Source organism: Aquabacter sp. L1I39 (assembly GCF_017742835.1).
Lineage (GTDB): Bacteria > Pseudomonadota > Alphaproteobacteria > Rhizobiales > Xanthobacteraceae > L1I39.
In genome coordinates this window covers 142,003-165,443 of record NZ_CP072392.1, presented here as the reverse complement: position 1 = coordinate 165,443, position 23,441 = coordinate 142,003, and the positions used below count along the sequence as shown (strand labels likewise).

17 protein-coding genes, 3 pseudogenes and 1 other annotated feature are annotated in these 23,441 nt (G+C 59.4%); of the genes and pseudogenes, 8 read left to right on the top strand and 12 right to left on the bottom strand.

Going from position 1 to position 23,441, the window contains the following annotated elements:
- Both J5J86_RS00775 and J5J86_RS24365 read right to left on the bottom strand, forming a co-directional pair.
- Window positions 1-289, bottom strand: a pseudogene (locus J5J86_RS00775) (transposase); the annotation flags it as partial.
- A 1,348-nt stretch (window positions 290-1,637) separates the two neighbouring features.
- Window positions 1,638-2,176: pseudogene (locus J5J86_RS24365) on the bottom strand (IS3 family transposase); the annotation flags it as partial.
- Window positions 1,776-1,892: a sequence feature (AL1L pseudoknot), on the bottom strand. Its footprint overlaps the pseudogene before it by 117 nt.
- Before the next feature lie 229 nt (window positions 2,177-2,405).
- On the opposite strand from J5J86_RS24365, the gene J5J86_RS00760 reads away from it, so the two are divergent.
- On the top strand, window positions 2,406-3,512 hold the full coding sequence (locus J5J86_RS00760; protein WP_209103015.1) for an SGNH/GDSL hydrolase family protein: 1,107 nt from the start codon (window positions 2,406-2,408) through the stop codon (window positions 3,510-3,512).
- Window positions 3,513-3,803: 291 nt separating this feature from the next.
- Window positions 3,804-4,268, top strand: a pseudogene (locus J5J86_RS24360) (IS701 family transposase); the annotation flags it as partial.
- 304 nt (window positions 4,269-4,572) lie between these two features.
- Here the strand turns inward: J5J86_RS24360 and J5J86_RS00750 are convergent.
- On the bottom strand, window positions 4,573-4,932 hold the full coding sequence (locus J5J86_RS00750; protein ID WP_209103013.1) for a hypothetical protein: 360 nt from the start codon (window positions 4,930-4,932) through the stop codon (window positions 4,573-4,575).
- Window positions 4,933-5,019: 87 nt separating this feature from the next.
- Here J5J86_RS00750 and J5J86_RS00745 point away from each other — a divergent pair, with 87 nt between their 5' ends.
- Window positions 5,020-5,280, top strand: coding sequence for a helix-turn-helix domain-containing protein (locus tag J5J86_RS00745; protein WP_209103012.1), 261 nt, complete (start codon window positions 5,020-5,022; stop codon window positions 5,278-5,280).
- A 2-nt stretch (window positions 5,281-5,282) separates the two neighbouring features.
- On the opposite strand, the gene J5J86_RS00740 is transcribed toward J5J86_RS00745, so the two are convergent.
- Window positions 5,283-5,660: a hypothetical protein gene (locus tag J5J86_RS00740; RefSeq protein ID WP_209103011.1), complete on the bottom strand. Its 378-nt coding sequence runs from the start codon at window positions 5,658-5,660 to the stop codon at window positions 5,283-5,285.
- Between the two features lie 103 nt (window positions 5,661-5,763).
- On the opposite strand from J5J86_RS00740, the gene J5J86_RS00735 reads away from it, so the two are divergent.
- The gene (locus J5J86_RS00735) at window positions 5,764-6,141 is read left to right on the top strand and encodes a hypothetical protein (protein WP_209103010.1); all 378 of its coding nucleotides are present in this window, start codon (window positions 5,764-5,766) and stop codon (window positions 6,139-6,141) included.
- 28 nt (window positions 6,142-6,169) lie between these two features.
- On the opposite strand, the gene J5J86_RS00730 is transcribed toward J5J86_RS00735, so the two are convergent.
- A complete protein-coding gene (locus J5J86_RS00730; RefSeq protein ID WP_209103009.1) occupies window positions 6,170-6,412 on the bottom strand; it encodes a hypothetical protein in 243 nt (80 codons plus the stop codon).
- Between the two features lie 195 nt (window positions 6,413-6,607).
- Here J5J86_RS00730 and J5J86_RS00725 point away from each other — a divergent pair, with 195 nt between their 5' ends.
- The 4 genes from J5J86_RS00725 to J5J86_RS00710 all read left to right on the top strand — a co-directional run bounded on the left by J5J86_RS00725 (window position 6,608) and on the right by J5J86_RS00710 (window position 9,525).
- A complete protein-coding gene (locus tag J5J86_RS00725) occupies window positions 6,608-6,832 on the top strand; it encodes an antitoxin MazE family protein (RefSeq protein ID WP_209103008.1) in 225 nt (74 codons plus the stop codon).
- Window positions 6,829-7,191 carry a type II toxin-antitoxin system PemK/MazF family toxin gene (locus tag J5J86_RS00720; RefSeq protein ID WP_209103007.1) on the top strand — a complete coding sequence of 121 codons (363 nt, stop codon included), beginning with the start codon at window positions 6,829-6,831 and terminating at the stop codon, window positions 7,189-7,191. The genes J5J86_RS00725 and J5J86_RS00720 overlap by 4 nt, the downstream gene beginning before the upstream one ends.
- Window positions 7,192-7,368: 177 nt before the next feature.
- Entirely contained in the window at window positions 7,369-7,524 is a 156-nt protein-coding gene (locus J5J86_RS00715; protein WP_247657844.1) for a hypothetical protein, read from the top strand.
- Window positions 7,525-7,545: 21 nt separating this feature from the next.
- Window positions 7,546-9,525 carry a recombinase family protein gene (locus tag J5J86_RS00710; protein WP_247657842.1) on the top strand — a complete coding sequence of 660 codons (1,980 nt, stop codon included), beginning with the start codon at window positions 7,546-7,548 and terminating at the stop codon, window positions 9,523-9,525.
- A gap of 2,226 nt (window positions 9,526-11,751) precedes the next feature.
- Here the strand turns inward: J5J86_RS00710 and J5J86_RS00700 are convergent.
- The 7 genes from J5J86_RS00700 to J5J86_RS00670 all read right to left on the bottom strand — a co-directional run bounded on the left by J5J86_RS00700 (window position 11,752) and on the right by J5J86_RS00670 (window position 23,421).
- Complete coding sequence (locus J5J86_RS00700; protein WP_209103005.1) at window positions 11,752-14,907, bottom strand: hypothetical protein; 3,156 nt, start codon at window positions 14,905-14,907, stop codon at window positions 11,752-11,754.
- Between the two features lie 38 nt (window positions 14,908-14,945).
- The gene (locus J5J86_RS00695; protein WP_209103004.1) at window positions 14,946-19,433 is read right to left on the bottom strand and encodes a hypothetical protein; all 4,488 of its coding nucleotides are present in this window, start codon (window positions 19,431-19,433) and stop codon (window positions 14,946-14,948) included.
- Between the two features lie 152 nt (window positions 19,434-19,585).
- The gene (locus J5J86_RS00690) at window positions 19,586-19,819 is read right to left on the bottom strand and encodes a hypothetical protein (RefSeq protein ID WP_209103003.1); all 234 of its coding nucleotides are present in this window, start codon (window positions 19,817-19,819) and stop codon (window positions 19,586-19,588) included.
- On the bottom strand, window positions 19,816-20,013 hold the full coding sequence (locus J5J86_RS00685; protein WP_209103002.1) for a hypothetical protein: 198 nt from the start codon (window positions 20,011-20,013) through the stop codon (window positions 19,816-19,818). Before J5J86_RS00685 ends, J5J86_RS00690 begins: the two co-directional genes overlap by 4 nt.
- Window positions 20,014-20,037: 24 nt before the next feature.
- The gene (locus J5J86_RS00680) at window positions 20,038-20,607 is read right to left on the bottom strand and encodes a TIGR02594 family protein (protein WP_209103001.1); all 570 of its coding nucleotides are present in this window, start codon (window positions 20,605-20,607) and stop codon (window positions 20,038-20,040) included.
- A 114-nt stretch (window positions 20,608-20,721) separates the two neighbouring features.
- Window positions 20,722-21,063, bottom strand: a complete 342-nt coding sequence (locus J5J86_RS00675) for a hypothetical protein (RefSeq protein ID WP_209103000.1) — start codon at window positions 21,061-21,063, stop codon at window positions 20,722-20,724.
- A gap of 147 nt (window positions 21,064-21,210) precedes the next feature.
- Window positions 21,211-23,421 (bottom strand): hypothetical protein, encoded by a 2,211-nt coding sequence (locus J5J86_RS00670; protein ID WP_209102999.1) that lies wholly within the window; start codon window positions 23,419-23,421, stop codon window positions 21,211-21,213.
- Window positions 23,422-23,441: the final 20 nt, after the last annotated feature.

The window sequence follows — 23,441 nt, the reverse complement described above, 5'->3', positions numbered from 1 at the left end:
TCATGAAATCCATCATGTTGCCCTGACCGGTTGAACCCACCGCGGCTTTTTTTAGGATGTCGCGCTCCTCCTTCACGCGCTGCAGCTCGCGCTTCAGCCGGCGGACCTCGGCAGCCTGATCGTCATCGCGGGCCACGGCGGCAGGCTTGCCGTACCGCTTCCTCCACTCGTAGAGCGAGTACTTGCTGATCCCCAGCCGCGCCGCCACCTCCGCAACCGGATAGCCCCGCTCGGTGATCTGAAGGACTGCGTCGCGCTTGAAGTCCTCGGTGAAGTTCGCTTTGCCCATCGGGGCCTCTTCGCCTCAAAATTTAGAGAAAAAGGCGTCCAGGAACCTAGGGGCGGTTCATTTCGTCTTCCATGTGGGCGCATTTGGGCTATTCTGCCGCTTTAGGGAAAGATGGTGCGCCTAGGCGGGGTGAGTTAGCATGAGTGTATGTGTGTTATGTACTTCAAATTCGATCATCAAAGGCGGGTGGTTTGATGGATTTAAGTCTACTTACCCAGGCTCCGTTACAAGACTGTCACTTGGAGGCGCCCCTTTACTCAACCTTCTCGATTTTTTATATAAAATGCAGAATAATAGCTACGATTATATAGTGCTAGACACAACACAAAATGATGATTCGTTCTCTTCAAAGCTCGGGTCTCCGGATTTTTTTTAATAAAATGTGTATATAGAATTTATTGAATATACCGTGCACCTATCGAAGGTAGTGTTGTTGCAATTGCCCACAGAACGGCTATGGAGTAATCCAAACAGAATTAGGCTCTTCCAACAAGAGGTGGTTTCCAATTTTAATGGGCATTTTATCGCTATCGATTCAATTCTAACACATTTTTGCGAAAAGTATCCGGTAAATGCTCGTATTTTTGTCGACAATTGTCATTTGCGAACAGATATTTTGTTTCAGATTGGGGCAGTGTTGGGGGCGCGCAATACAGAAGATTTAGAGGCGTGCGGGGGGTATTCCAGTGCACCTTTCTCGGTCGTTTATGGAGTAAGCGATTCATCTGAGAAAGTTGAATTTAAATCAAGTCTAATTGAGTGTGAGTTCAACGTGATTAGGCGGGGAGAGTCAATGCGATCGAATGAAGAAATATTTTGTCTCGGATTGTATATAAACTCATCCCAATGTTGGGGTATGTTGCGATTTAAGAATAGAGAGGGCTTCGAGAAGTTTGTATAGTCATTTTAGATATTAATAATGACCGTAGCATTGTTCGCTTTCAGCCGTTGACTAACGGGTTTTTGACCTCTTCAGTATCAGTTGTGCATCCAGCGCAGGTATTTGATATCGGGTTCCAAACACCCCATCCGTTTCAACCCCCATTTTTCAGTAGTATAGAGGGGTTTATTTCCTATTCTGGAGACTTGAATCTGAAGCCAAAATTAAATGCAATTGATGTGCCTCGTGCAGATGCCACTGCTATTTTTTGTTCCGACGGGCTCGATGCCTTGGCAGAAGTTATCTGTTCGGGCAGTCATTTTGCTAAGCTCTCCACTTAACGTCAATTTGGTGGAGTTGCGGACTGATAAGTGTGTGGTTCTGAGGATTGCGCTAGGATTTGGAGCGCAGGCTATGGCGAGGTGGAATGAAGCGCAAGGGAGTTTCTGAAGCCATCATCTGTCGTCAGACCTTGCGTGCTCCATAGACCTCGAAGTTCTCGGCGAACACGCGCTCTCGGGGGGGGGGCAGAACCTTGTCCCCTAGCGCCCGTGCCGAGCACTTCGACGGATCAAGCTGCCGAGCGACATGCGCATGATAGGTCGACGGTGCGATCGGCCGCAACTTGCAGATCGGCTCGACCCTATGCGCACTGCGATGATCATCGATGAACGCGATCATGTCTTCGACCGGCGGTCGAGCTCCGCCATGGTGAAATAAGCGGATGCATTGCGCGGGATCTCGTTCGCCTGCCGTAGCTCGCGGTTCTCGCGCTCAAGAGCCTTCAGCTTCGCCGACACATCCGTCGTCACGCCTGCCCGCTTGCTGGCATCGACCTCGGCCTTCTTCAGCCACTCATTTAGTGAGTGCACCGAGCGGCCGATCTTCGCCGCAATTGACACGAACGCCTGCCACGGCGAAGGGTGTTCGGCCTCTTGGTCCAGCACCATCCGTGCTGCGCGAGCGCGCACCTCAGGCGCGAACTTGTTCGTCGTCTTGCTCGTCATGGCGCCATCCTCTCAGGAATGGGGCCTCCGGCAAAGCCGGGGCGGTACAAACCGGGGTGGCACTGGGCTCCGTCGCTGTAGCTGAGTAGAGGTTGATGAAGGCGGCGAAGCTTGATCAAAAGGTAACTAATTGTGTATCATCCCTCCGATTGAGCCGCGATTGCCGTCGGCAAAGCATTTGTCAGCAATGCTGGTCGTTCGCTCGGCATGATATTAGATGGGTGAGAGAATGAAGTCTTATGAACATGCTGGCGAGAAGCCTTACCTTCAAAACTTTAAGAGTAGGAACACGGGTCGACTTGCAAATGCATTCCAGAGTGTGAGAGGCAAAACAGCGCCATGTCTATTGGCCATTGTTGGAGATAGCAATGTCGCTGGCCATGGTTGCGGCATAGATGGCACTGGTTTCGTAGATGCCAGAAGGTATTCAGCACCTGTGCGGTTGTCACTCCTTTTAAGGGCTCGTGGAGTTAACGCGCATGCCGATGGCATTTTTGGGAATTCCGGTACAGGGGGCGAGTACGAATATTACGACCCGCGCGTTAAATTGGGCATCGGCTGGAAAGCTGCTGGCGCCGGCCTCAGCGGTGGTTATTATTTGGCTGATTCAGGCGATGATGTGCTCCAGTTTAAACCGGAATTGTGTTTTAGCGATCTAAATATTGCCTATTGTCAGGCTCCCACTCGAGGTACATTCGATTTGGAAATTGATGGAACCTTAGTCGATCGTATTAACACAAAGGGGCCAAACGCGTTGGTGCAGCGGGAGTGGAAAGTGTCTGCAGGGTACCACTGCATTTCTATTCGGCATAGCGGACAGAGAGGACAGGTAGGTATACTGCGGATAAGCCCGCATGACAGCTGGTCACCAGACTTTGAGGTGGCTAATCTCGGAGTTTGCGGAGCTAAAATTGACTATTGGTCGATGGATAAAGAGCCGTGGAGTCCATTCCGCTCTGTCTCGAATATAAAGCCGGACGGGATAATTATTGACATAGGAACTAATGATATTGCGCATAAGTCGCCGTTGGCGGATTTTCGCCGTAATTACCAGAGAGTAATATCCGAGTGGGGAAAGGCTAGTGATGTAATCCTTGTTGTGCCTGTAGCCCGGGCTCTCCGAGGGGCGCCCGAGGAGGCGCAGCGAGCCTACGCCGACGTCATTAGAGAGCTTTCCGCGGAGAATGATGTGCCGTTAATAGATTTGCCGATGTGTTTCGGTCCGCAGGAGGTCGCGTTCCAAAGGGGTCTACATTTTGACCAGACCCACCTTAATCAGAGGGGTAGCGCTCTAAAGGCTATGGCATATGACGAAGCTCTTGCTCTGATTGAATAGTTGCGAGGGGGCTGGATATTGCCTTTTCGATCCCATAACACAAGGGCATCTTGTCTTTTTCATTCTTCCAAGCTGCTCTTGGAACTAGGTCTTTTTTAACTTGTTGAAGAGCTTCACGATTGCGAGCGACTCTTGCATTGTCGCGGTGCGTCTCGTCATCAAATGTGATCCACAGTTTATTAAGAAATTTGGTGTGGTTTAGCGCTCTGGAGCTTGTGGAATTTTCACAATTCCGCACCCGCCTCTTCCGAGGCGTGTAAGCCACTCCACATGATCTTCACCACGGTCTCGGCGGAGAAGAGGTTGGCGACGGCACGCTGGCGCGCGTTGATTTAGCGACGTGGCACCAAGGGGCCACTGAGGGCCCGCTTCGCTGCCGTGCGGATCAAGCTGGCGGACGTGCCACCACAGCGCATCGGCGTCATGGGACAGCAGCATCTGCCGGGCGAAGAGGCCTGGCTGATCGGCGAGCGCCGCTCGAATAGGGAGCGCAAATGCTCTCTCTCGAACCTGCCGGCTGGCACACCGCTCAAGCGCCTGGCTGGCGCGATCAAAGCTCGCTGGATCTTCGAGGAGGCGCATCAGCAACTGAAGGAGGAACTCGGCCTCGATCTCTTCTAGCGACGATCATGGACGGGGCTTCACCGGTATGCGCTCACGACCATTATCGCATGCGCCTTCCTCCAATCCCGCCGCCTCAGGCAGGCGAAGCGGGAAGAAAGAAACCAGGGTCCGCCGCCCCAGCCCAACCCGCCAGCGATCCGCGCGCCCATCATCGCCGGGCTCGAACCGTCACCGGGAATACGATGTCCGCACTGTCTCGGGCCGATCAGACCCAAAAATGCCAAAGTAACGCTAAATTGGATGCAAGCTCCCAGAGAGTGCCCATGGCTGAACAATTGCGCAGGCCGCCCCCGCGACCGAAGGGCCAGGAAAAGCACCATCCAGCAGAGCCAGAGGCCAAAGCCCAGGGCGAGGATCGGCCAGTTGAAGCCGATGCCGACGCGCGTGCGAGCTCCCGTGAGGGGATGAACCAGTCGAACATGCATGGCGCTGCCCTTCAGTGAGCCTGTTTGGCTGCGGGAGACAGCCAGGCGAGGTCTTCGAGCGTGGCGAAGCGCCAGCCGCCCTTGCCGTTCGGCAATTGCAGCGCACGGAAGGCCAGCTCCAGCCAAGGCTTGTGGTGCATGAAGCGGTAGGTGGCGAAGCCTTTGCAGATCTGCGCGTCCCAGCCGGGAAAACGGTTCTCGATGTCGCCGAGATCGGCCGCAGTTGGCGTGCGCCAGACGGGGCCGTCGGGGGCGAGGGCTTCCACCTGGAGAGCGATGTAGGTGCCGCGCCAGGTGGTGTGGGGAACGAGACGGGTGCGTCCCGTGACGAGGAAGGAGGGATGCTGTGCCATGCGACGTGCGGCGTCCATGCGCCTTTCAGTTGTGGCGAAGCTAGCGATTAATGATGGGTATGGACAGTGGTTTAATAGGCGCCGTAATCGCCAGCATGCGCGCCCATGAAGGGACGTGCCGTTCTGGCCTGGAATGTGCGGGCCCTGCGGGTTGAGCGGGGATTGTCGCAAGAGCGCCTGGCGGCGGATGCCGGGATCGACCGGGCGTATCTGGGCGGCATTGAGCGACGGGTGGAAAACCCCACCATCGACCTTCTGGATCGTCTCGCTCAGGTTCTGGACGTGACCTTGTGCGATCTGGTGCGCCTGCCGGCTGAAGGGGCGACGCCTCCCGTGTCGCTGAAGCGCGGGCGCAAGAAGGCGTGAGCTTACAGCCGGCTACCGCCCGCCCGTCGCAGGCAAAGGTCGCCCCGGACCTCGTCCGCAAAGCGGGCGATCAGCGTGGCTTCGAGATCCGAGAGCAGGCCCATGCGGCGCGAAACGATCACCGGCAGAATGCGCGCCTTGGCCTCAAGGCCGGACGATGTGCATGCCTCGCGCCCTGCGATGCGCTCCAGCGCCCGTTCGGCGCGCCGCAGATGCCTCATGCCAAGGGCGCCAGCATAGCGCCCATCTGTATCCGGATCGGCCTCATAGCCGGCCTTGAGCGCTGCCACGGCCTGCGCATAGAGCACGCAGTCGCGAATAAGGGCGCAATCTTTCGCGGCCTGCTTGCGGCTCCGTCGGCGCCTGTTTCCCTGTCCCATGTGAGGCTCCCCATTTTGCACGCGCGAAGAGAGGGGGAGACGCCGCAGGGCGGCGCCTCCACATCGTCAGCCGGCATGCATGGGGTGGAGAAGGGCGAGCTCGGTGATCTGGCGCGAGAAGTGGCCCATCTCCATCGCCCGCGCTCTTCTGAAAGATGCCCCCATCGTCATACTGGACGAGCCGACCGCCGCGCTCGATCTGGAAAGCGAGCATGAGGTTCAGGCCGCCATCGATGCGCTCGTGCGGCAGAAGACGGTGATCGTCATCGCGCATCGCCTGTCCACCATCGTGCGGGCCGACCGCATCCTCGTCATTGAGGACGGACGCCTGACCGAATCCGGCATCCATGCGCACCTGATGACGGCCGGAGGCCGTTATCATGCCATGTGGATGGCACAGCAAAGCACAAAGGTCTGGCGGAAGCAGATGTCACAGGCCGCCTTCCCTTGGGAGCCAGAGCATCCCGGCGCAGAAGGCTGACCCAGCTGATCCTCCCCCGAAAAAGTGGTCACCCGCTTTTCATCCTGAAAGCGACGCCCGGCGCGCGGCACGCGGTAGCATGGAAGATGTGGCAGATGCTCGGCGAAAGCGTCCCCGCCTGAATGGCGAGGCGATCGAACAGCACATGGTCCGCCCGGCCGCCGTCATCGTGCGGGTATTCATATCTGACGCTGCGACCGTCCGTCAGGCGCCATGCGGCATCCGTCAGGAGTTGATCGATCTTGATCCGGGCGAACGCTTCGTTGGTCAATTCCGTGTCGCCGCGATCTCCTGTTGCATAGCGGCCCTCATGCACCGACTCGGCGCATCGGCCGCACAACGGTCCGCCGAATGTGCGCCATAGCTCTCAGCCTTCGGGAGCCCTGCAGAAGCCGTTTTCCATCCGGATGGACTGGTCAGAAGGGCATCCCCATGCTAGTTACATGTAACTTATGAGGAGGCTGCCATGTCATCCGCACCCAGGCCCAAGTCCTCGCGCGTGAAGGTCGGCGAGCATCGCGCGCGACTGCGCGCCCAGGGGCTTCGGCCGATCCAAATCTGGGTGCCGGATGTACGGGCACCCGCCTTCCGAGCGGAAGCGCGGCGCCAGTCGCTGGCTGTCGCATCGAGCGAACAGGCCGGCGATGATCAGGCCTTCATCGATGCCGTGTCCGACTGGGGCCACGAATGAGGCGCGGCGAAGTATGGACCGTTGCCGGAGGACAGGATTACGCCGGAAAGCCGCGCCCGGTGGTCATCGTGCAGGACGACAGTTTCGAGGGAACGGACTCCCTCACCATCTGCGCCTTCACCACCGACGAGACGGAGGCCCCGCTGTTCCGGCTGGTTGTCCAGCCGAACGAGAGAAATGGCCTGCGCGCGGTCTGCCGCCTGATGGTCGATAAGATCACGACGGTTCGGAAGGCGAAGTTCGGGCAGCAGGTCGGTCGCCTGGATGACGAGGACATGGTCCGGCTCAATCAGGCGATGATCGTCTTCCTCGGGCTGGCCGCGTCGCCGCGGGCGAGCCGGAAAGGGAGTGAGCCATGATGTGCATCGCCCCCGCTGTTCGAGCGTCACGCGACGCGGGGCGAAAAGGTGTGCTGTGGCGTGGATATCGGCCCTTCGTCCGCGCGCGGTCCCGGGCGAAGCTGGCGTCATGGCCAGAACGCGACGACCTCCCCCTTCCGGCGCATCCGCCGCGCTTGAGGCCCTGCTGGGTTATCCGTGGCCGTTTACGGGGCGACCACCGAAGCGCGATCCCGCAACCTGGATCGTCACCGCGACTGGCCCGAAGCTGTGCCGATCACAGAGGCCGAGATCGATGTTTTCGAGCGCTGGTTCGGTGACCTGTTCGATGATCTGCTCGGCCCGGACACCTGATCCTCTCGGGAGATGCCAGTCATGACCGCACCCTTGCGCGCCGCCCTCTATCTGCGCGTCTCGACGGTGCGCCAGGCCGAGCACGATGTCTCAATTCCCGACCAGAGACGCCAGGGGGAAGCCTGGTGCGCCGCGCGCGGCTACCAGTTGATCGAGACCTATGTGGAGCCGGGCGCATCGGCCACCAATGACCGCCGCCCCGAGTTCCAGCGGATGATCGAAGCGGGCACGTCCAAGCCCGCGCCCTTCGACGTGGTGATCGTCCACTCGTTCAGCCGCTTCTTCCGCGATCACTTCGAGCTTGAATTCTACGTCCGCAAGCTGGCGAAGAACGGCGTCAAACTGGTCTCGATCACGCAGGAAATGGGGGATGACCCCATGCACGTCATGATGCGGCAGATCATGGCGCTGTTCGACGAGTATCAGTCGAAGGAGAACGCCAAGCATGTGATGCGGGCCTTGAAGGAGAATGCCCGGCAAGGCTTCTGGAACGGCGCCCTGCCGCCGATCGGCTATCGCACCGTCGCGGCCGAGCAGCGCGGGGCGAAGACCAAGAAGAAGCTGGAGATCGACCCGCTCCACGCCGAGACCGTGCGGCTGATCTATCGGCTCGCCCTTGAAGGCGACGGCACCACCGGCCAGATGGGCGTCAAGAACATCGTTTCCTATCTGAACAAGCGGCGCATCTTCACCCGCGATGGTGGGCGCTGGGGCATTGGGCAAGTCCACCGCATCCTAACCCGCCGCACCTATATGGGCGAACATGAGTTCAACAAGCGGTTCAAGACCAAGGAGCTGAAGCCGGTCAGCGAGATCGTTGTCGTGCCGGTGCCGCCGATCATCAGTCGGGACACGTTCGACACCGTGCAGATGCTCCTCAAGGCGCGACATCCCATGGTGACGCCATCCGCCGTGACCAGCGGCCCGACCATGCTCACCGGCCTGATCCATTGCGCCAAGTGCGGCGGCGCCATGACCATCCGCACCGGCAAGGGCGGACGCTACCGTTACTACGCCTGCTCCATGAAGGCGCGGCAGGGGCCGACCGCATGCACCGGCATGGCGATGCCGATGGAGAAGCTGGACGATCTGGTTGCCAGTCATCTGGAGGAACGCCTGCTCCAGCCGGAGCGGCTGGAAACGATTCTCGCCACAGTGCTTGATCGGAGGCAGGAGCGATCCGAGCGCCAGCGCGAGCATATCTCCGAGTTGAACAGGCGTGCAGCCGAGTCTGAAGCCCGCCTCAGGCGGCTTTATGACGCCATAGAGGCCGGCGTCGCCGATCTGGACGACCCGGCGCTGAAGGACCGCATCCTCGGCCTGAGAGCCATCCGCGATCAGGCCAAGGCTGACGCCGAACGCGCCCAGGCCATGCTCCAGAACGCCGGAAGCAAGGCCGTTACGCCGGAGATGCTGAGCAAATTCGCCGAAGCTGCGCGTCAGCGCATCCGCCTAGAAGGCGGCGGCTATCGCCGTGACCATCTCCGCGCACTCGCCCAGCGCGTCGAAGTTGCCGAGGGTGAAGTGCGGATCATGGGATCGAAATCCCGGCTGCTTCAGACGCTGGTATCGAGTGATGGCGTAAACGCAGTGCCCACTCAGGGACTGAATTGGCGGAGGATAGGAAACTGGATGCGAGCGCTCTGCTCGGGTTTCCTCGTACAGCCGCCAATTGTCAGAACAATCAAAGCAGCTTCGAGGGTGATGCGCGCTCCCATCCACACTGAATGGATACTCGAGTTATCGATTGATATACTGACAGTTCCAGAAAGGCTGAGTATCAGGCAGATTGCGGCTCATCTCGCAAAGGAGCGAGGTGAAACGACCGCGCACTATACGCTAGTGTACGAAGCCTCGGATCGAGCCCGAAGGCATAAGGGTTGCTCGTGTCACCTTCGATCCAGGTTGGGCCCGCTATTTCGTCGAAATTTCCAGGCAGCTCGTCATGCGCCGTGCCAGTATCTGCAACAAACTTGTCCAGTTGGACGCGCAGTGCCTTGACGAGAGATTGCGCAAAATCGTCACTCGACAGCTGTGAAGCTTCGTTTGCCGCAGCCTTGTAGGCATCGGTAATGTAGCCACTTGCCTTCTCGGACTGTCCGCTTCCGACGACCACCGCGCCAGGAATCTTGACATGCCAGCGCATGAGCTGTGCCATCGCCAGCTCACTGTGGAACACTTCTCCAAGTGTGATCCGTTGTTCTGGCTGCCCGGTGATCCCGGTAACAAGAACGATAGGGACGCGTGACAAGCTGTGCAGGCGGCGGACAGCCATGCGCCAAGTCGCCTCGCCGATTCTTAGATGCTCTCGACCCAAACGCACCCATCGGTAAAAGGATCTCCAACTCGGGATCTGGAATTCAACGTCGCCCCCATTCTTTATGGGGCGCGGTTTACCACGATCGTCGAGATAGCAGAGTTGTGCGAGATGCCGGCCCGCTGCAGATGCGGCTGCTACTTTGGCAAAGCTGGTCTCATCCACCAAATTCGCAGCCAATCCCTGGGGCTTGAAGATGTCTGCACCGGAAACAACACCAGCGAGATCCAGATATCGGAGGTAGGCTGCCAAAGCGCCTAGCTCAGTCGCTCCAGTGGGCTTTTTGATAGCTCCGGCCATCGCCCAGTGGCAGGGCCCATAAGAGAGCCCAGCATTGTCGTAGGCGTTGATTTGGTCGAGATAGCCCCTACACTCGATTTCAGCGACAGCCCTGATCACCTTGAACGTTGAAGCAATGCTCCGCATTGGATCGTTGGCACCCGGCAACGTCGCGAGAATTAAGTCTGCCTGCGGAATGCTCAGCAATCGTTCCGGCGTCACCTCGGCAAATTCAACGCGATTGACCGCCGATGGCCGCCCTGTCCGCGGTCCTCCAATGGTGACGCTGGGGTTATTTTTTACATATGACCCAATTGGCTCGAGCTGAGCTTGGGTCATGGTCATTCCAGGCGCCAAGCGAGTGAAGTCAGCAGCGAACATTCGTAGCGACTCATCCTTGGCCTCGTAGCGCGACCAAATATCGTTCCTGACGGGTATCGCGCCAACAGGCGGACGCTGATTGGGTCCCAGATCGTTTGAATTATAAGCAACAATAAAGAGAGGAGATCGAAAGCCCTCACCATGCCAGAGCGCAACAAGCGACCGAGTCTTAGAGTTCGCTCGCCCGCTGATTGCGCCGAGGTAGCGATCAGGATTAGCAACAGCGATCAAATCGCCGAACTTCCATCCGTCTAGAGGGGTAGCCGGGACAACTGGAGTGGCAATAACATCAGCGGCCGCGCTGATCTGAAACTCTCGGAGAGTTTGGTCTAGAGGCAGGCTTCCGTCACTTGCGCCAAAGCCAATGCCGTGCAGTAAGGCATTCAGACGATCTTCCCAAAGCCTGCTACTGGTTTCGTTTTGGAAGAGCGCAACGAGCGACGCGTCGAAATCAATCTCTTCTCGGATCCCCTCCTTTCCAATATGCCTCAGGAATGTCGTCACCGGTATGGTTTCGAGCTGGGGATCGGTCGGTGCAATGGGCTTGTGAGCTGGGTCGCGCAGCCAGCCAAGCGTGATGTTCAAGTTGAATGTAAAACCGGTCGCGGGCAACTGCTCAGTAATCAGTTCAGGCATGGGCAGTCGCTGGGCGTCGTCCTTGTCTAGTGCTGCCTGTGCTCTTAAAATTGGCTCGTATGTGCCGCGAAGGAAGTAATAGAGGGCAAGCGGCTGCCAGTCGGTATCCCCCGGGTTCACCTTGACAAGGTTTTTGTAGAAGCTTCCAGCCTTCAATCCGGCCGCTCCGTCAAGAATGGCCTCGCGGAGGAAACGTTCGGAAAGTTTGACGGGCCCATAGATGGCGATCCGAGGGGATTCGCCTATTGCGCGGATTGTTCCTACCCTTTCCATCTCTTTGGTATGAGGCTGCGATTGCAGGCGCACGATGATCGTGCCAACGAGTTGTAGCGTCTCGAGGTACGCACTGTTGACAATACCGTTTGAAGTATTCGCTTCTACCTGGTCGAGAGACGGCGCCTGAAGGGGATCTCTCGCTACGAACCTCATCGCGCCGGGAAAGATTGGACGGAGTTGCGGAGGACTAACAAGTGGATTTGGCCAGCCGCCAGCGACTGTGATCGAATCGATCGGCAATGCCGTTCCGTTACCAGATGTAACGCTTGGGTTGAGCACCTTAGCGCGGTCGTCTTTATCTAGCGGCGCGCGAAATCGAAGCAACCCGAGCGCATTTGTCATTTTTTTATCCATTCAATCGAGACAGCTTGCGAGACAGCCCGCCGCCCCTCTGTCATTGCGGCAATTTCGAAGGTCCAGACTCCTGGGATCGTGAGCACCCACGACGCAGTTTGGGCGTTCCTGTCAATCTGACTACGTTCAAAGCCGGTGCGGCCGGGCGGCCGCGCGCGCAATTCCAAGCCCTCGTAGCGATCGGAATTGCGCCAGTGCAACTCGGCGCGTCCATTAGCCGAAATCGAGACCCGCAGGTCTTGCACTGGGCGAAGGTCGCCATCTGCGCGTACGCGCAAGACATTCGAGGGTTCTCCTTCAATCCGGCGAGTCAGTATTGCGCGCGGATCATCGGGATCGAGTGCATGGCGCACGGATAAGATCCTGAGTTCCTGCCATCGTCCAGGTGGCCGGTTGCCGACCCGCACCGATAATCGACCAGTCGCGTCCGGCTCGATGCTACCCGGCAGGAGGTCCAGCAACCGCTGCCAGCGGCTTACTTTGCCGGGAGCCGTTTCGAGGTCTCGTACTTCGATCACGAACCCGAAGTCCTTATCATGCCCAGCGACAGTCCATGTACAAACAATCGACCGCTCATCACTAGGAATTGGGCTTGCTAACAACAAACTCGGGCGGCTCGGGATCCGCACATCGGGTACGCGTACAAGTGCGACCAAAATCCAATCTCCGGTAGTTCCAGCCGCAGATACACCACGGACGCGATAGATTGCCCGCGTTGGCGCCCGGCCAGGCAGAAGGTCGCGGAAACGCGGCAGAAAAACGCTGCTACTCACCCGTCCGAAAGCCGCGTTTTCCTGCGGCCTAGCTGCGACGACAAGATCTTGGTCGGCGCTCGCCGGTGTACACCCGAGTGAGCCTTCGAGCGCTCTATCAACGTCGTATCGAACCGCGCCGACAATCTCAGGCCAAATAAGCGAGACTTCTGCCAAATCAGCATATTCTGCAGCGTCTCTGGCCCAGATTTTCTCCAGATTTTCTATGCCTTTCGGAACTGCATGCGCGATCGCCACCGCAACAGCGTCAGTTGCCGAACTCTCATTTCCGATGCCGTTTGGACCAGTCACTTGGCGTGCGTCGTCAGCAGAAACGACGATGACGCGGACCGTACCAGTCACGAAGTCGTCCGGGGGCTCAAGCAGAACTGGTTGGACATTATCGGGTAAGAACACCGCTGGCGAACCGTCCATAAGGGCCTCAATCTGACCTGAGGGGAGAAACCAGATGGCCTCAAAGGCTGCGGCAGCGGACTTTTCGACTTCTTCAGGCTGGACAATTGCGAACTCAGTCGGCGCAGACCCTGGCTGCACTGCAAAGCTCTCACCCAAAACGTGGAAGTAGATTCTACCGTTCGAGAAGGGAATGGGCGTGTTCGATTCATCGACCAGTTCCACGATCGGTGGCCGGGCCACGACAACCCGCACAGTTCCGGTGATCGCCGACCGACGTGCGAAAATCTCTGTCTTGCCCTCTATCGGCATCTGTGCGTAGCGCACAGATGCGTCGCCAAGAGGGGGAGCACGACCGGCCGATCGCCTTACGCGCAGCATCGAGGCCCCGGAAACACCTAGGACAGCGAACTCGCCGTTCGGGGTCAGGAGGGATCCACCAACGAATTTGTTGATCTTGGTTTCGTGCAGGGGGGTATCGTCGCTATCGCGAAGTCGGACGTCGACCTGAACGCTATTCAGCGCAAGCTCCGGGCCCGTCAGTGGAACGACGGTTTCGATGATCACGGCGGCGAACTCTACAGCAGTCCAGACCTGTCGGACGCGGAACTCGGCTGTGTCGGGAGCCGTGAATTCCTTGAGCGCATCCCATCCAAATTCGACTTCGACAGCTCCAGGTGCACCCTTTTCGAACTCGATGCGCTCAGCCAAGATTCGAACAGACGGCGGCGGCGGCGAATAAACATCCAGAAGGCGCACTTTTGCTTCATCTGGAGTGGTGTCGGAAAATGGGCCTGCGATCCCGAACACATCGATACCGGCTACACGATAGGCGTACCATCCCTCAGGCGGCTCCTCGCCATAGGGGACATCACTGTCATCCTCAAAGCGTAGTTCCTTGGACCTTACGACGAATTCACCATCATGACATGGTGTGAAGCTGGTGGTGGTACCTATTGGTGGCGCGGCATTCATTAGCGCCGATGCCGCACCAAACGCATGCCGCTCAATCCGCCAAGCATATGCGCCGCGTGCGAGAAGAGGCACACCATCTCCGCTAAAGGCTTCACTTTCCTTCCACTGCAATTGCGCGACGGGAGCGGGATACATCCTTGGCCCACGACTTCCCCTTAGGACCAGATCGTCGAACAAGTCAGCATGCTCTGGAGGTGCTGAAGGGTCAACTTTGGGGCGAACTGGCCGCCATGTCGCTGCGTCCCCGAAGAAGCGACCGAATGCCGGATAGCCGACCAGGGTTTCTCCTTGTCTAGCCCCAACGACATGTGGCGCAGGAGGCCAGTCCGAGCCGGGGATCCAAAGGTTCGATATACTTGATTCATTGGCTCCGGATAGATTCGCAGATAGTTTAAAGTTCGAGATCTCAGTTGGATCAACTGGGCATTGCCACTCCAATCCTAAACCAATGAACTTCGCCAATCCGAAATGCGCCGCGAGCAATCTGAAGTGTTCTGCTGTGCGTTTCCGGTAATGCAACACAACATCCCGGTAGGTAGCTTTTTCGATCGTGCCACCAAACTCCATCTGCAACAGCGTAGGGTAGTCTGGCACCGGCTTTCCGTGCCAATAAAGGTGATCCAGACCGACATCGTAGCTATGCGAGTGGCCGAACATCTTGCCAACGGCCTCTAAATTCATGGAAATTGCGTTCGGATCCGGCTTCGCAAGCAAGAAGGTCAATGCAGGAGCTAACTCGGCGGCGTTGGAGGAACTGGGCAGGTCCGGACCTGCACTAACGGCGGACCGCTCCAGTCGGTCCAACTCGAGCTGCACAGGGTCGATGGTCCAATAGCCACTGCCGCCCAGCTGCGTTGCGCCAGGAATTTTGTGGCTAGTGACGAGATTGTGCACGCCTGTGGTCGTTCGGCATTCAACTGAAAACCCCTGCTCGGGGAAAGGGAATTTCGAGTCATAGGCCCAGCGAACGGCCACGACATGCTGGAGGCCGGATGGCATGGGCCTCTCTCTGGCAAGGATTTCCAGTCGAGGCGCCATCAGAATAATCCTCCGAGCGGGAGCTGCCACATGACTTCTTCTTGCGCGACCAGACCTTTGATTGAACGCACCATGACTCGCGGAGCTCCGGCAGGACCGCCCTTCCACAGCAGATTGACAGCGATTACACCGGAATTGCTTAGAACCAATGGGGCAGGAAGGGCTGCGATCAGGCGGGTTCGATCAAGATTGAAGATCAAATCCGCTACCTGGTTTTCGATGGTGATCGTCAGCCTTCCAGCCTCGTCGTCCATTGGTTCCGGCGCTTCGATGAGTACATAGACAAGATTCTTGCCGACCCTGACCGGTGTCATAGCCGGCTCTGTCGGGAGATGAACCACCGGAACACCGAAAGACTTCGCAAGGCTGTCGAATTGTCGGTCCGTAGCAGGATGCTGCTGAAAAGCGCCGCTGACAGGCACTGATGGCGGCGGCCTCATCATTTCTTCAAACGTACGATAGCGCGACGTTGTGAAACTCCAGCTTGCAAGCGCCGGAGTAAACTGTTGAGGAGTCGATCCGTTGTCAACCGCGACGATTTCGGCGAAATACCTCATGTGTGGCGTAAGATTTAGGTCTATCAGCGCGATTGGTAATACAACCTCGCCCGGTTCAGGCGGATTGATCGGCTCGCATGGGTGCAGCACTTGGTTCAGCCTACTCTTACGCCACCACTCTTCCGCTGGTGCTGCACGAGCTATCCCAAGTTCCCACTGCACTGGCAGAAGCACTTCGCCATTTGCTGTGGTGATAGGCAAGCCATTGGCATCCCTAAGTCTGACGCCGAGCTTTCGATCGTCGAGATCATAGAGCGCCCTGAAGTAACTGTCCTTGAACTCTACGATGAGATCGTAATGTCGATAGACCGGGCGCCTCCCATCCTCGGGATAGTGTGCCTCGACCGCACGGCTGAGCGCGCCATTCCAGTCCGGCGCCCGGCCGGCAGTAAAGCTATAGCTACGCTGATAGATTGCCGGCGCGCCAGAATTTCCGTTGTGCCGCATCCGTTGCCCAGACATTGAGACATTCAACATGTAGGTGTGGCCGGGGATGAGCAGCCGCTGCTTTTGGGCCTTGTCGGTCCATTCCTCGGTTCCCGAAGACCCAGTCCAATTTTGATAGGGGCCATCCGCATCCGTAAGAAGGACCTTCCAACACACCTCGAGCAGCATTACCTTCCGGTCTGAGAACCTAAGAGGCGGCGTGTTACTCAGACTGACCTTCTTTTCGCTGCCAGCAACCGGGGGCTGCTTCGGCTGGTAGGGCGCGATGGTGAAGTCGAGTGTGTCAATCTCTGGGTCCGGCCAGATACTGAACTCGTCTTCGGGGGCCAGCCCCACCCCGTAGCGATTGTCGCGCAGTTCCGGATTTTGATATTGCCGCCAAAGATAAAGCCATCCGTTCGGCAGAAGACCGAAGCCACCTTGCAATCCCCGGAGAGGAAGGCAGACCGTCACCTCAGTTTCCTTTGGTGTGCAGTCTATCGGGGGGGCATTCTCGGCACCGCCGCCACCGAGCGACCCGTCCTGACCAAAGCGCCGGGACGACAGCAACCCGAGTTCAGTATTGGGGGGGCGCGGCGAAAACGTCCTGCCTGGCTCAGACACTGGAGAACGGGTGAACGTCCCAAAGAGGTCCACAGCCCTCCCATCGGTGAGGTCAAGCAATTCGAGGCCTTCCAACGACCACTTCGCCATCCACCCCGACTTCGATCCGATGCTTTGCGGATAGGGCGTGGCGACATCGTTGAGAGCCACTGAGTTCAAGACCGATGGCGCGATGAAGAGGCTCTTTGAGAACTCAAGCACCAATTCGCTGTGCGGCTGAACTATTCCTAGATCAACAGAACCGTTAGGCTCAACGGAGAGAGGGTGAAGAACAATACCGTTGCCCAACGGCACCTCATTGGCAAGCTGCTCCAAGGGTGCCCAGTGTCGAGGAACAGCGCTGAGCCCATGAAGCATCCTTGGTAACTCGGGATGCTCGTCTTTCCGCCAGCGGAAGGCATGAGCTAGACATATCTCGAATTCGTCGAACCCCAAGTCGATCTCGATGCAAGCCTTGAGAAAAATCTCAAACAGTAGCGGCCGATCGATCTGCACATCAACACCAGCATCGAGGCCAATGGTTAGCGATAGGCCACCAGCGGCAAGCCTCGCTCTACCCCGAAGTACAAGCCCACCTTCGAATTGGTCCGGTCGCCAAGACAGGACGGCGTCCCCACCGACATGCGCGACAATCTCGGCATAGATTGCACTCCCTCCGGCACGTAGTTCGAACCGCGAACGGAAGCCCGCTTCCGCCTGCCTGCGCGCATCGAGTCCGAACCAGTATTCCGAGTTCAGCATCCACTCTGAGCCGAGCTTGATCGCACGCGCATAGACGGGCGCACCGACGGATGGATTCTGGCCGAGCCAGATCTTGAAATCTCCCGGGCGATTCGTCCGAAACTCGCCTCCACCGGCTCCTTGCGTCTCAAACAGTGGTGGACTTGCCCATTGCGCGGCGAAATCTAGCCGCAAGAGCTGCTCAGCGGGGAGTATCGCAAGAACGGCTGCTAGATTTCCCTGCTCACCATCGTTGAGCCGCCGACGCTCGCGCAAAAGATCCCCTGTCGCGGTCAGCAGTATCGCCAGATCCGGGAAGCTGACCATCAACGCGCCACGGGCTGAGAACAGCCAACCATCGTCCGCAGTCCCGATCACGACGCCTAGGCCCAGCGCGTTGGATCCCTTAGATGTTTTCCACTTCGTCGGAGCGGAGAAACTGCCGACGGGATGTTCCATGAATGCATCAAAGAACCGACGTGGGCTATTGTTTGGAAGCTTGAGAGCGAGATTATAGGCCAGAAGTCCTGAGACAGCATATAAAGACAGACCGCTGGTGCCGATTGGAATGCCGCCGGGGATTAGCTCGGCCTCGGCAGCAAGAAACAAGGTGTTAGTGTCTTCCGTCGGATCCTTTGCCGCCTCGATCACTGCGTCAAGCCGTATGTCGAGGGCCGGAATATCAAGATGTCCTGTACCTGTTAGCGCTTGTCGGCTTTCGTTCCAAGCGACGCTCGCAGCGAACTGGAAGCCTCCGGGCGTGCCGAAATGGATGCCGATGCCGTTAAAGCTGACAGACACAGGCTTGGCGCTGCTCCAACGAGCCACCAGGCCATCTACCGAAGCGCCGGCAGGAAGACCGGCAATCACCTCTACGCCCGCGCTGAGGCGTAGCTCGAGATCTGCAGGCGCATCCTCAGGGCGTTGAAGGCTGAATGCCGTCACCGTCAGCTTCAGGAAATTCCAGGTCAGGACAAAGGGCTGTGTGGTAGCGATCGAGGCGCCCTTTGCCAGACGGATTCCACCCTGCGCGTCGATGCCAAGATCAACGAATTCAAGTGTTGGCCAACTACCCTCTATACTGTCGACCTTCGGGGTGAGGCTGCCCGACAACCAGAGCGCGGTTGGCCTGGCCGCACTGCCGGACTCGAGCCGAATGCTATTCACCTGAAGGTCAAGCAGACCATCCAGCTTCATCTCGAGAAGTGGAACGTCGCGCGACAGTGCTGCACATAGTCCGTTCGGGCCGATCGAGAATTCGACGGCGACCCATCCGTCATTATCGTCGTCCTGCAAAAACTTGTGGAGGTCCAGCCGACCGGTCAGTGATACGTCGACCAACTGACCGCGGTCTAGGCGGACTTGCGCCTCATCAATCTCGCAGTCGAAATCCCCCAGCTTGAAGGCCAAGGGCGCCCCTGCCGCGCGCTCGAAGGTTCCGCTCGGTCCGTCTCGCCCAATCGAGATAGCTTCGCCGTCAAGTTTAAGCGCGTTGCCCGCAGAGTCTTTCAGCATCGGAAGCGTGATGAAGCCGCTGCGGACCTTCAGAAAATCGCTTGCCGCCAGATCGATGTGGATCTCGTTCAGCGTAACCGCGATCTCCGTCCCGGCGATCCGTGCATTGGCAAGCGAAACTTCACCAAAGCTTAAAAAGTGAAATCCCTCTCGGTCGAACCGAACCCCGCACTCTGCTGAAATAACCGAGCCGTTCCCATTTGCGTCGCGGAGTATTTCAGGTGCGACCTGAAGTGAGACCTCGATATCCTTCAGCATGAGATAAGGATCGTCGCCGAGGAAGAGACGACCTTCGGCCAGTGCGTCAGGATTTAGCGACAGCTTGAATTGGCTAAGCCCTGGCAAGCCGAGCGTGCCGAGTCTACCGAGGCGAAACTCGGCACCCAAGGTGAAGCCGCTTTCATCGAGATCTGTCCAGACGCTTGAAACTAGGATTTCATCGAGCACACCGAGACCGTCGACAGGCAGGAACTCGGCGAGCGGATTATCAAGAGCGTCGACAAAGTCGACAAGCGGCCAAAACCCTGACTCTGCCTCTTGTGACATAAGTAAACCCTCCGAAAAAATGTTAACGCATTTTTTTGGTCGAGTAACTGGTGTTTTCAAAGCGTGAATTGGCCTAACGTCGATCAGAAGTCCTTCCATGCAAGCATGCCCGCGCCTGATCGCGCAGGCGGGCATAATCCAGCATCGCCTGTTCAACCGCCGCGCCGGGTGGCAGGCGCTGGATTTCATCGGCAAGGCGTGCCTGGAATGCGCGGTCGTAAGCCGCGACCGGCGGGCAGACGACAACGCGTCTAGAAGGTGCCGTCGCGCAGGCGGTCAGCGAGAGCGTCGCGATCACGAGGAGCGGCAGCGCCTGCTTCGAGCATGCGGTCTTTTGCATCGGAGGCCTCCTTCTGGGATTTGAGTTCGGCCTCGCGGGCTTTCGCCGCCTCAGTGGCGACGCCCGCTTTTCGGCCGACGGCGAAGATGGCCGCGGTGGCGATGACCACCGCGACGATGAGGACAAGAGCGATCCAGCCGGTCACTTGTTCGCTCCGTTGATCCCGGCGCGCAGCGTGCCGAGGCCGAGCGCGGCCAGGACGTGGGTGAGCCAGTCGGAACCGACATCGACGCCCGGCACATCGATGCCGAGGCCCTTCTCGACGACGACGACCAGCACGAGCACGGCGGCGATGATGTAGGTGCGGTAGCCCGCACCGAACTGAAGAACGGCGTTCATAATAGTCTCCTTGGTTGGGTTGGATCAGGCCTCGTTGACGGAGAGGCTTCCGCTCGCAGCGAGAGGGATCGGGCGGACGTTCGCGGGCTTGGCGCGATAGGCCGGGCGGCGCACCACCACGAGGCGCTGCTTTGAGAGCCGGGAAAGCATCACGCGATCGGATTGATTGCCGCCGAGAACGTGGAAGGCTGAGGCGTCGTGGCCGACATAGAGGCCGACATGCCCGCCGCCCTTGCGCTTGAAGACGAGCACATCGCCCAGTGCAGCCGCGCCCTTCGGAACCGAGACGCCGAAGGACGCCCATTCGTGGGCTGCGAGATAGAGGCGCGGCGGGTTGCGCTCTGGGCGGCGTTCGATGTTCGCGCGGTGGGCAACAATCGCCATGAACAGGCCGCACCACGGGATTGCGTCGTGGCGGTAGACGCCGGCATAGGCGCGGCCGAGCCCGGCGGCTTCGAGTTCCGCCTGCCAGCTGATGATCTTCGGATTGTCGGCGGTGCCGGGCGCTTCGAGGGTGCCGAATTCCTTCAGCGCTTCGACGATCATGCGCGGGCCGGGCTTGGCTTCGAGCCATAGGTATTGGGCAGGCAGCATTGCGACCTCCTGAAACGACGAAGCCCGGCATAGGATTGCGGAACGCAATCCGTTCCGGATTGCTGTTGGGGGCGGGCTTTCGGTCGGGTTGCGGTTGGGGTTGAGGGCGGCGGATCAGGCGTGCTTGCGCCCATCCTCATTGGCTTCGATCCGGTCGATGCGTTCTCGAAACTCGCTCAACGTCGCCTTTATCTGGGCGATGTCGGTGCGGGCCTCGGCCACGACCTTGCGGCCGGCGATGTCATTGGAGACATCCGCTTTGAGCGCGACGATCTCCTTGGCGTTCGCGGCAAGGGTCGCGTCGATCAACGTGAAGCGGTGGGACAGCCACCAGGCCACCCGGACGAAGAAGACGATCAGGATCAGGAGTTCGGCAATGATCCCGCCAGCGACCAGCCATGTGATCGTCAAGGTTTCAGGGGCGACGGTGACGGCCGCCGCAGCTGCTGCGGGCATGGTTTCTTCCTCTGGTTTTCGGGTTGGCCCGTGGTGGCGCACAGGGCGCGCCGTGTGGCCAATGCGAGCGCGGCTGCGCCAGACATGCGGGCGTGGGACTATCGCGCCGTGTGCGCGCCTGTGGCCAAAGCCCAAGTCGGGGGCGGTTCAGGGCGCGGTGTAGCCCTGCGCGTCGAGATAGATACTGGCTCCGCTGGTGATGGCGGCGGCGTTGAGCGCGGCATTGGCGCTGGAGCGCAGTGGCGTGGGGAAGTCGATGTCCCACGGCGTCGTCATGCTGGCGGGCAGCCAGATGCGCCAGATCACCGTGGCGCCGTCCTTGATCACGAACTCGGTTGCGACCGCGTTGGTGTTGATCACCTGGATCGCGGTGACATAGCGGCGGATGCCAGCACCGGCGGCAGCGGCGATCACCACATCCGCCGTGTTGGCGATCACGCCGGCTGGCGCATAGGTCCAATCGGCCTCGGGGATCGAGAACGGCTTGTTGACGAGCGCGCCGATCATCGTCGCCATGAGGTGCACGAGATCGCCGGTCGCCGACATCGCCTCCTGGTTGGCGTTGGCGGCGCGCGCGCCGATCCCGACAGGGTTGCCCGCGACAGCGTCCTGCGCGACGCCACCGGTCACGGTGACCGCCGAGACGGCATTCGTGACCAGGACCGGCGCAGCATCCATCTGGTCGGCCCGTCCGAAGCCGCCAATGGATTCAGTGATGAGGCGCGTGAACTCCATCACACGGATGAAATGCACCCGGAAATCTGTGCGCGGAAGGACCGCGCCGCCGCAGTTCGTGGTGACGATATCGGCGCCAGTCGGGGCTGCTCCGATGGGTTCGAGGATGAGCGTGGTCGTTGCGGCATCGCGCACGCGGTAGGGTCCGTCAAGCCCGAGATCGGCTCCGGACACGGCGTCGCGCACGCCATGCAGATTGACGTACTGGCCGATCTGCAGTCCGGACCAGGCGGCCGAACCGGTGATCGTCAGCACATTCGCGGTGCGGGCGACCGATTGCGCGACCTGGCCGATGGGCGCTCCGAACACGCCGCCATTCACCCGGATGACGACGCCGCCAAAGGACGTCGCGGTCGCCGATGCGCCGATGGGAATCGTGATCGTCGTGGCGTTGGGCACGCTTGCGACGGCGGTCGGGATCGCCAGATTGGCGAAGTTCACCTGATCGCGGATGCCGAAGACCACCACGAGATCGGCGACCGTCAGTCCGTGCGGCTGGTCGAAGGTGATGGTCACCGTCGCCGAACCCGCCTTGGCCGCGGAGACGATTCTGCCGACGGGGCGTGACAGAGACCGGTGGTTCTTGGCGCGCAGGCGAAGCTTGTAGTCGCGGGCCGGATTGGGGACGACCTGCGTGCGCTTGAACATGGCCGAGATCGCGCCGGCGCTGTCGATGGCAGAGCCGCTGAAGGTGACCTTTTCGAGCTGGGGCAGGATCTCGAACAGGGCGGCTGGCGCGAACGCATAGGCCCCCGCCGCCGCGACCAGCTGGGTGGCGGCCGTCGACACCGAGAAGGCAGCGGCATGGTTGCCTGCGATCGTGCCCGACGGCAGCGCATCGCCGCCCTCGGAGCGGACGTAGTAGCTCTCGTTCGTCGCGGTCGTACCCTCGAAGACGAGGCTCGATCCGTTGCGGGCATAGCCCAGCGGATCGGCCTTGATGATGGAGCCGCTTGTGAACGGTCCGGCCGTCACCGAGGGGATCGTGCCTTGCGGTCCGGCCGTGGCGGTAAAGCTCGTGGGCGTCGGCGTCGTCGCGATGGTAAGACAGGGATAGTTGAGGCGGCTGTCGGGGACGCCGAAGATCGAGACTCGCTCGCCGATCCTGAGGCCATGCGGCGCAGCGGTCGTGACGCTGAGCGTCGTGGCCGCCTGGGAGATCGAGCCGATGGTGACCGGGCCTGCCGGAACGAGCGGCACGACGCCCGGCCAGTCATCGGTCGAGACGAGCTCCAGCGAGAACTCCTGCCCGTTGATCCGCTGCGACAGCGAGATGCCAGCGGCGACGCGCACGGGCATGGTGAAGCTGTCGAGCGTCTCGATGATGGTTTCGGTCGCCTCGGAAAGCGGGTCCTTCGAGATCACGAGATAGCTCGCGCCCGCGACATTGCCGTCGACCTGCACGATGTCGCCGGGCGCGATCTGGACGGCGTTCCAGCGCGTGGTCGTGTCGAACGCCTCGAAGGCGTCGCGGAACTTCGTGGGCGCGCCAAGAATGCTGACCATCGGCGCGACGCGGCCATCCTGATCCTCCAGGGCAGCGCCGCGCACATGGCCCGCGATGCCGCCGGGCACGTCAGCGCCGCCGCCTGGCGCGCTCGGCCAGAGCAGATCCTTCTTCATCGCAATCTCCTGAGTATTGG

Excerpts from the sequence above, each read along its gene's own strand:
- J5J86_RS00760 (WP_209103015.1), top strand. The coding sequence starts at position 2,406 with ATGAAGTCTTATGAACATGCTGGCGAGAAGCCTTACCTTCAAAACTTT.
- J5J86_RS00750 (WP_209103013.1), bottom strand. The coding sequence starts at position 4,932 with ATGGACGCCGCACGTCGCATGGCACAGCATCCCTCCTTCCTCGTCACG.
- J5J86_RS00745 (WP_209103012.1), top strand. The coding sequence starts at position 5,020 with ATGAAGGGACGTGCCGTTCTGGCCTGGAATGTGCGGGCCCTGCGGGTT.
- J5J86_RS00740 (WP_209103011.1), bottom strand. The coding sequence starts at position 5,660 with ATGGGACAGGGAAACAGGCGCCGACGGAGCCGCAAGCAGGCCGCGAAA.
- J5J86_RS00725 (WP_209103008.1), top strand. The coding sequence starts at position 6,608 with ATGTCATCCGCACCCAGGCCCAAGTCCTCGCGCGTGAAGGTCGGCGAG.
- J5J86_RS00720 (WP_209103007.1), top strand. The coding sequence starts at position 6,829 with ATGAGGCGCGGCGAAGTATGGACCGTTGCCGGAGGACAGGATTACGCC.
- J5J86_RS00710 (WP_247657842.1), top strand. The coding sequence starts at position 7,546 with ATGACCGCACCCTTGCGCGCCGCCCTCTATCTGCGCGTCTCGACGGTG.
- J5J86_RS00700 (WP_209103005.1), bottom strand. The coding sequence starts at position 14,907 with ATGCCATCCGGCCTCCAGCATGTCGTGGCCGTTCGCTGGGCCTATGAC.
- J5J86_RS00695 (WP_209103004.1), bottom strand. The coding sequence starts at position 19,433 with ATGGAAGGACTTCTGATCGACGTTAGGCCAATTCACGCTTTGAAAACA.
- J5J86_RS00685 (WP_209103002.1), bottom strand. The coding sequence starts at position 20,013 with ATGAACGCCGTTCTTCAGTTCGGTGCGGGCTACCGCACCTACATCATC.
- J5J86_RS00680 (WP_209103001.1), bottom strand. The coding sequence starts at position 20,607 with ATGCTGCCTGCCCAATACCTATGGCTCGAAGCCAAGCCCGGCCCGCGC.
- J5J86_RS00675 (WP_209103000.1), bottom strand. The coding sequence starts at position 21,063 with ATGCCCGCAGCAGCTGCGGCGGCCGTCACCGTCGCCCCTGAAACCTTG.
- J5J86_RS00670 (WP_209102999.1), bottom strand. The coding sequence starts at position 23,421 with ATGAAGAAGGATCTGCTCTGGCCGAGCGCGCCAGGCGGCGGCGCTGAC.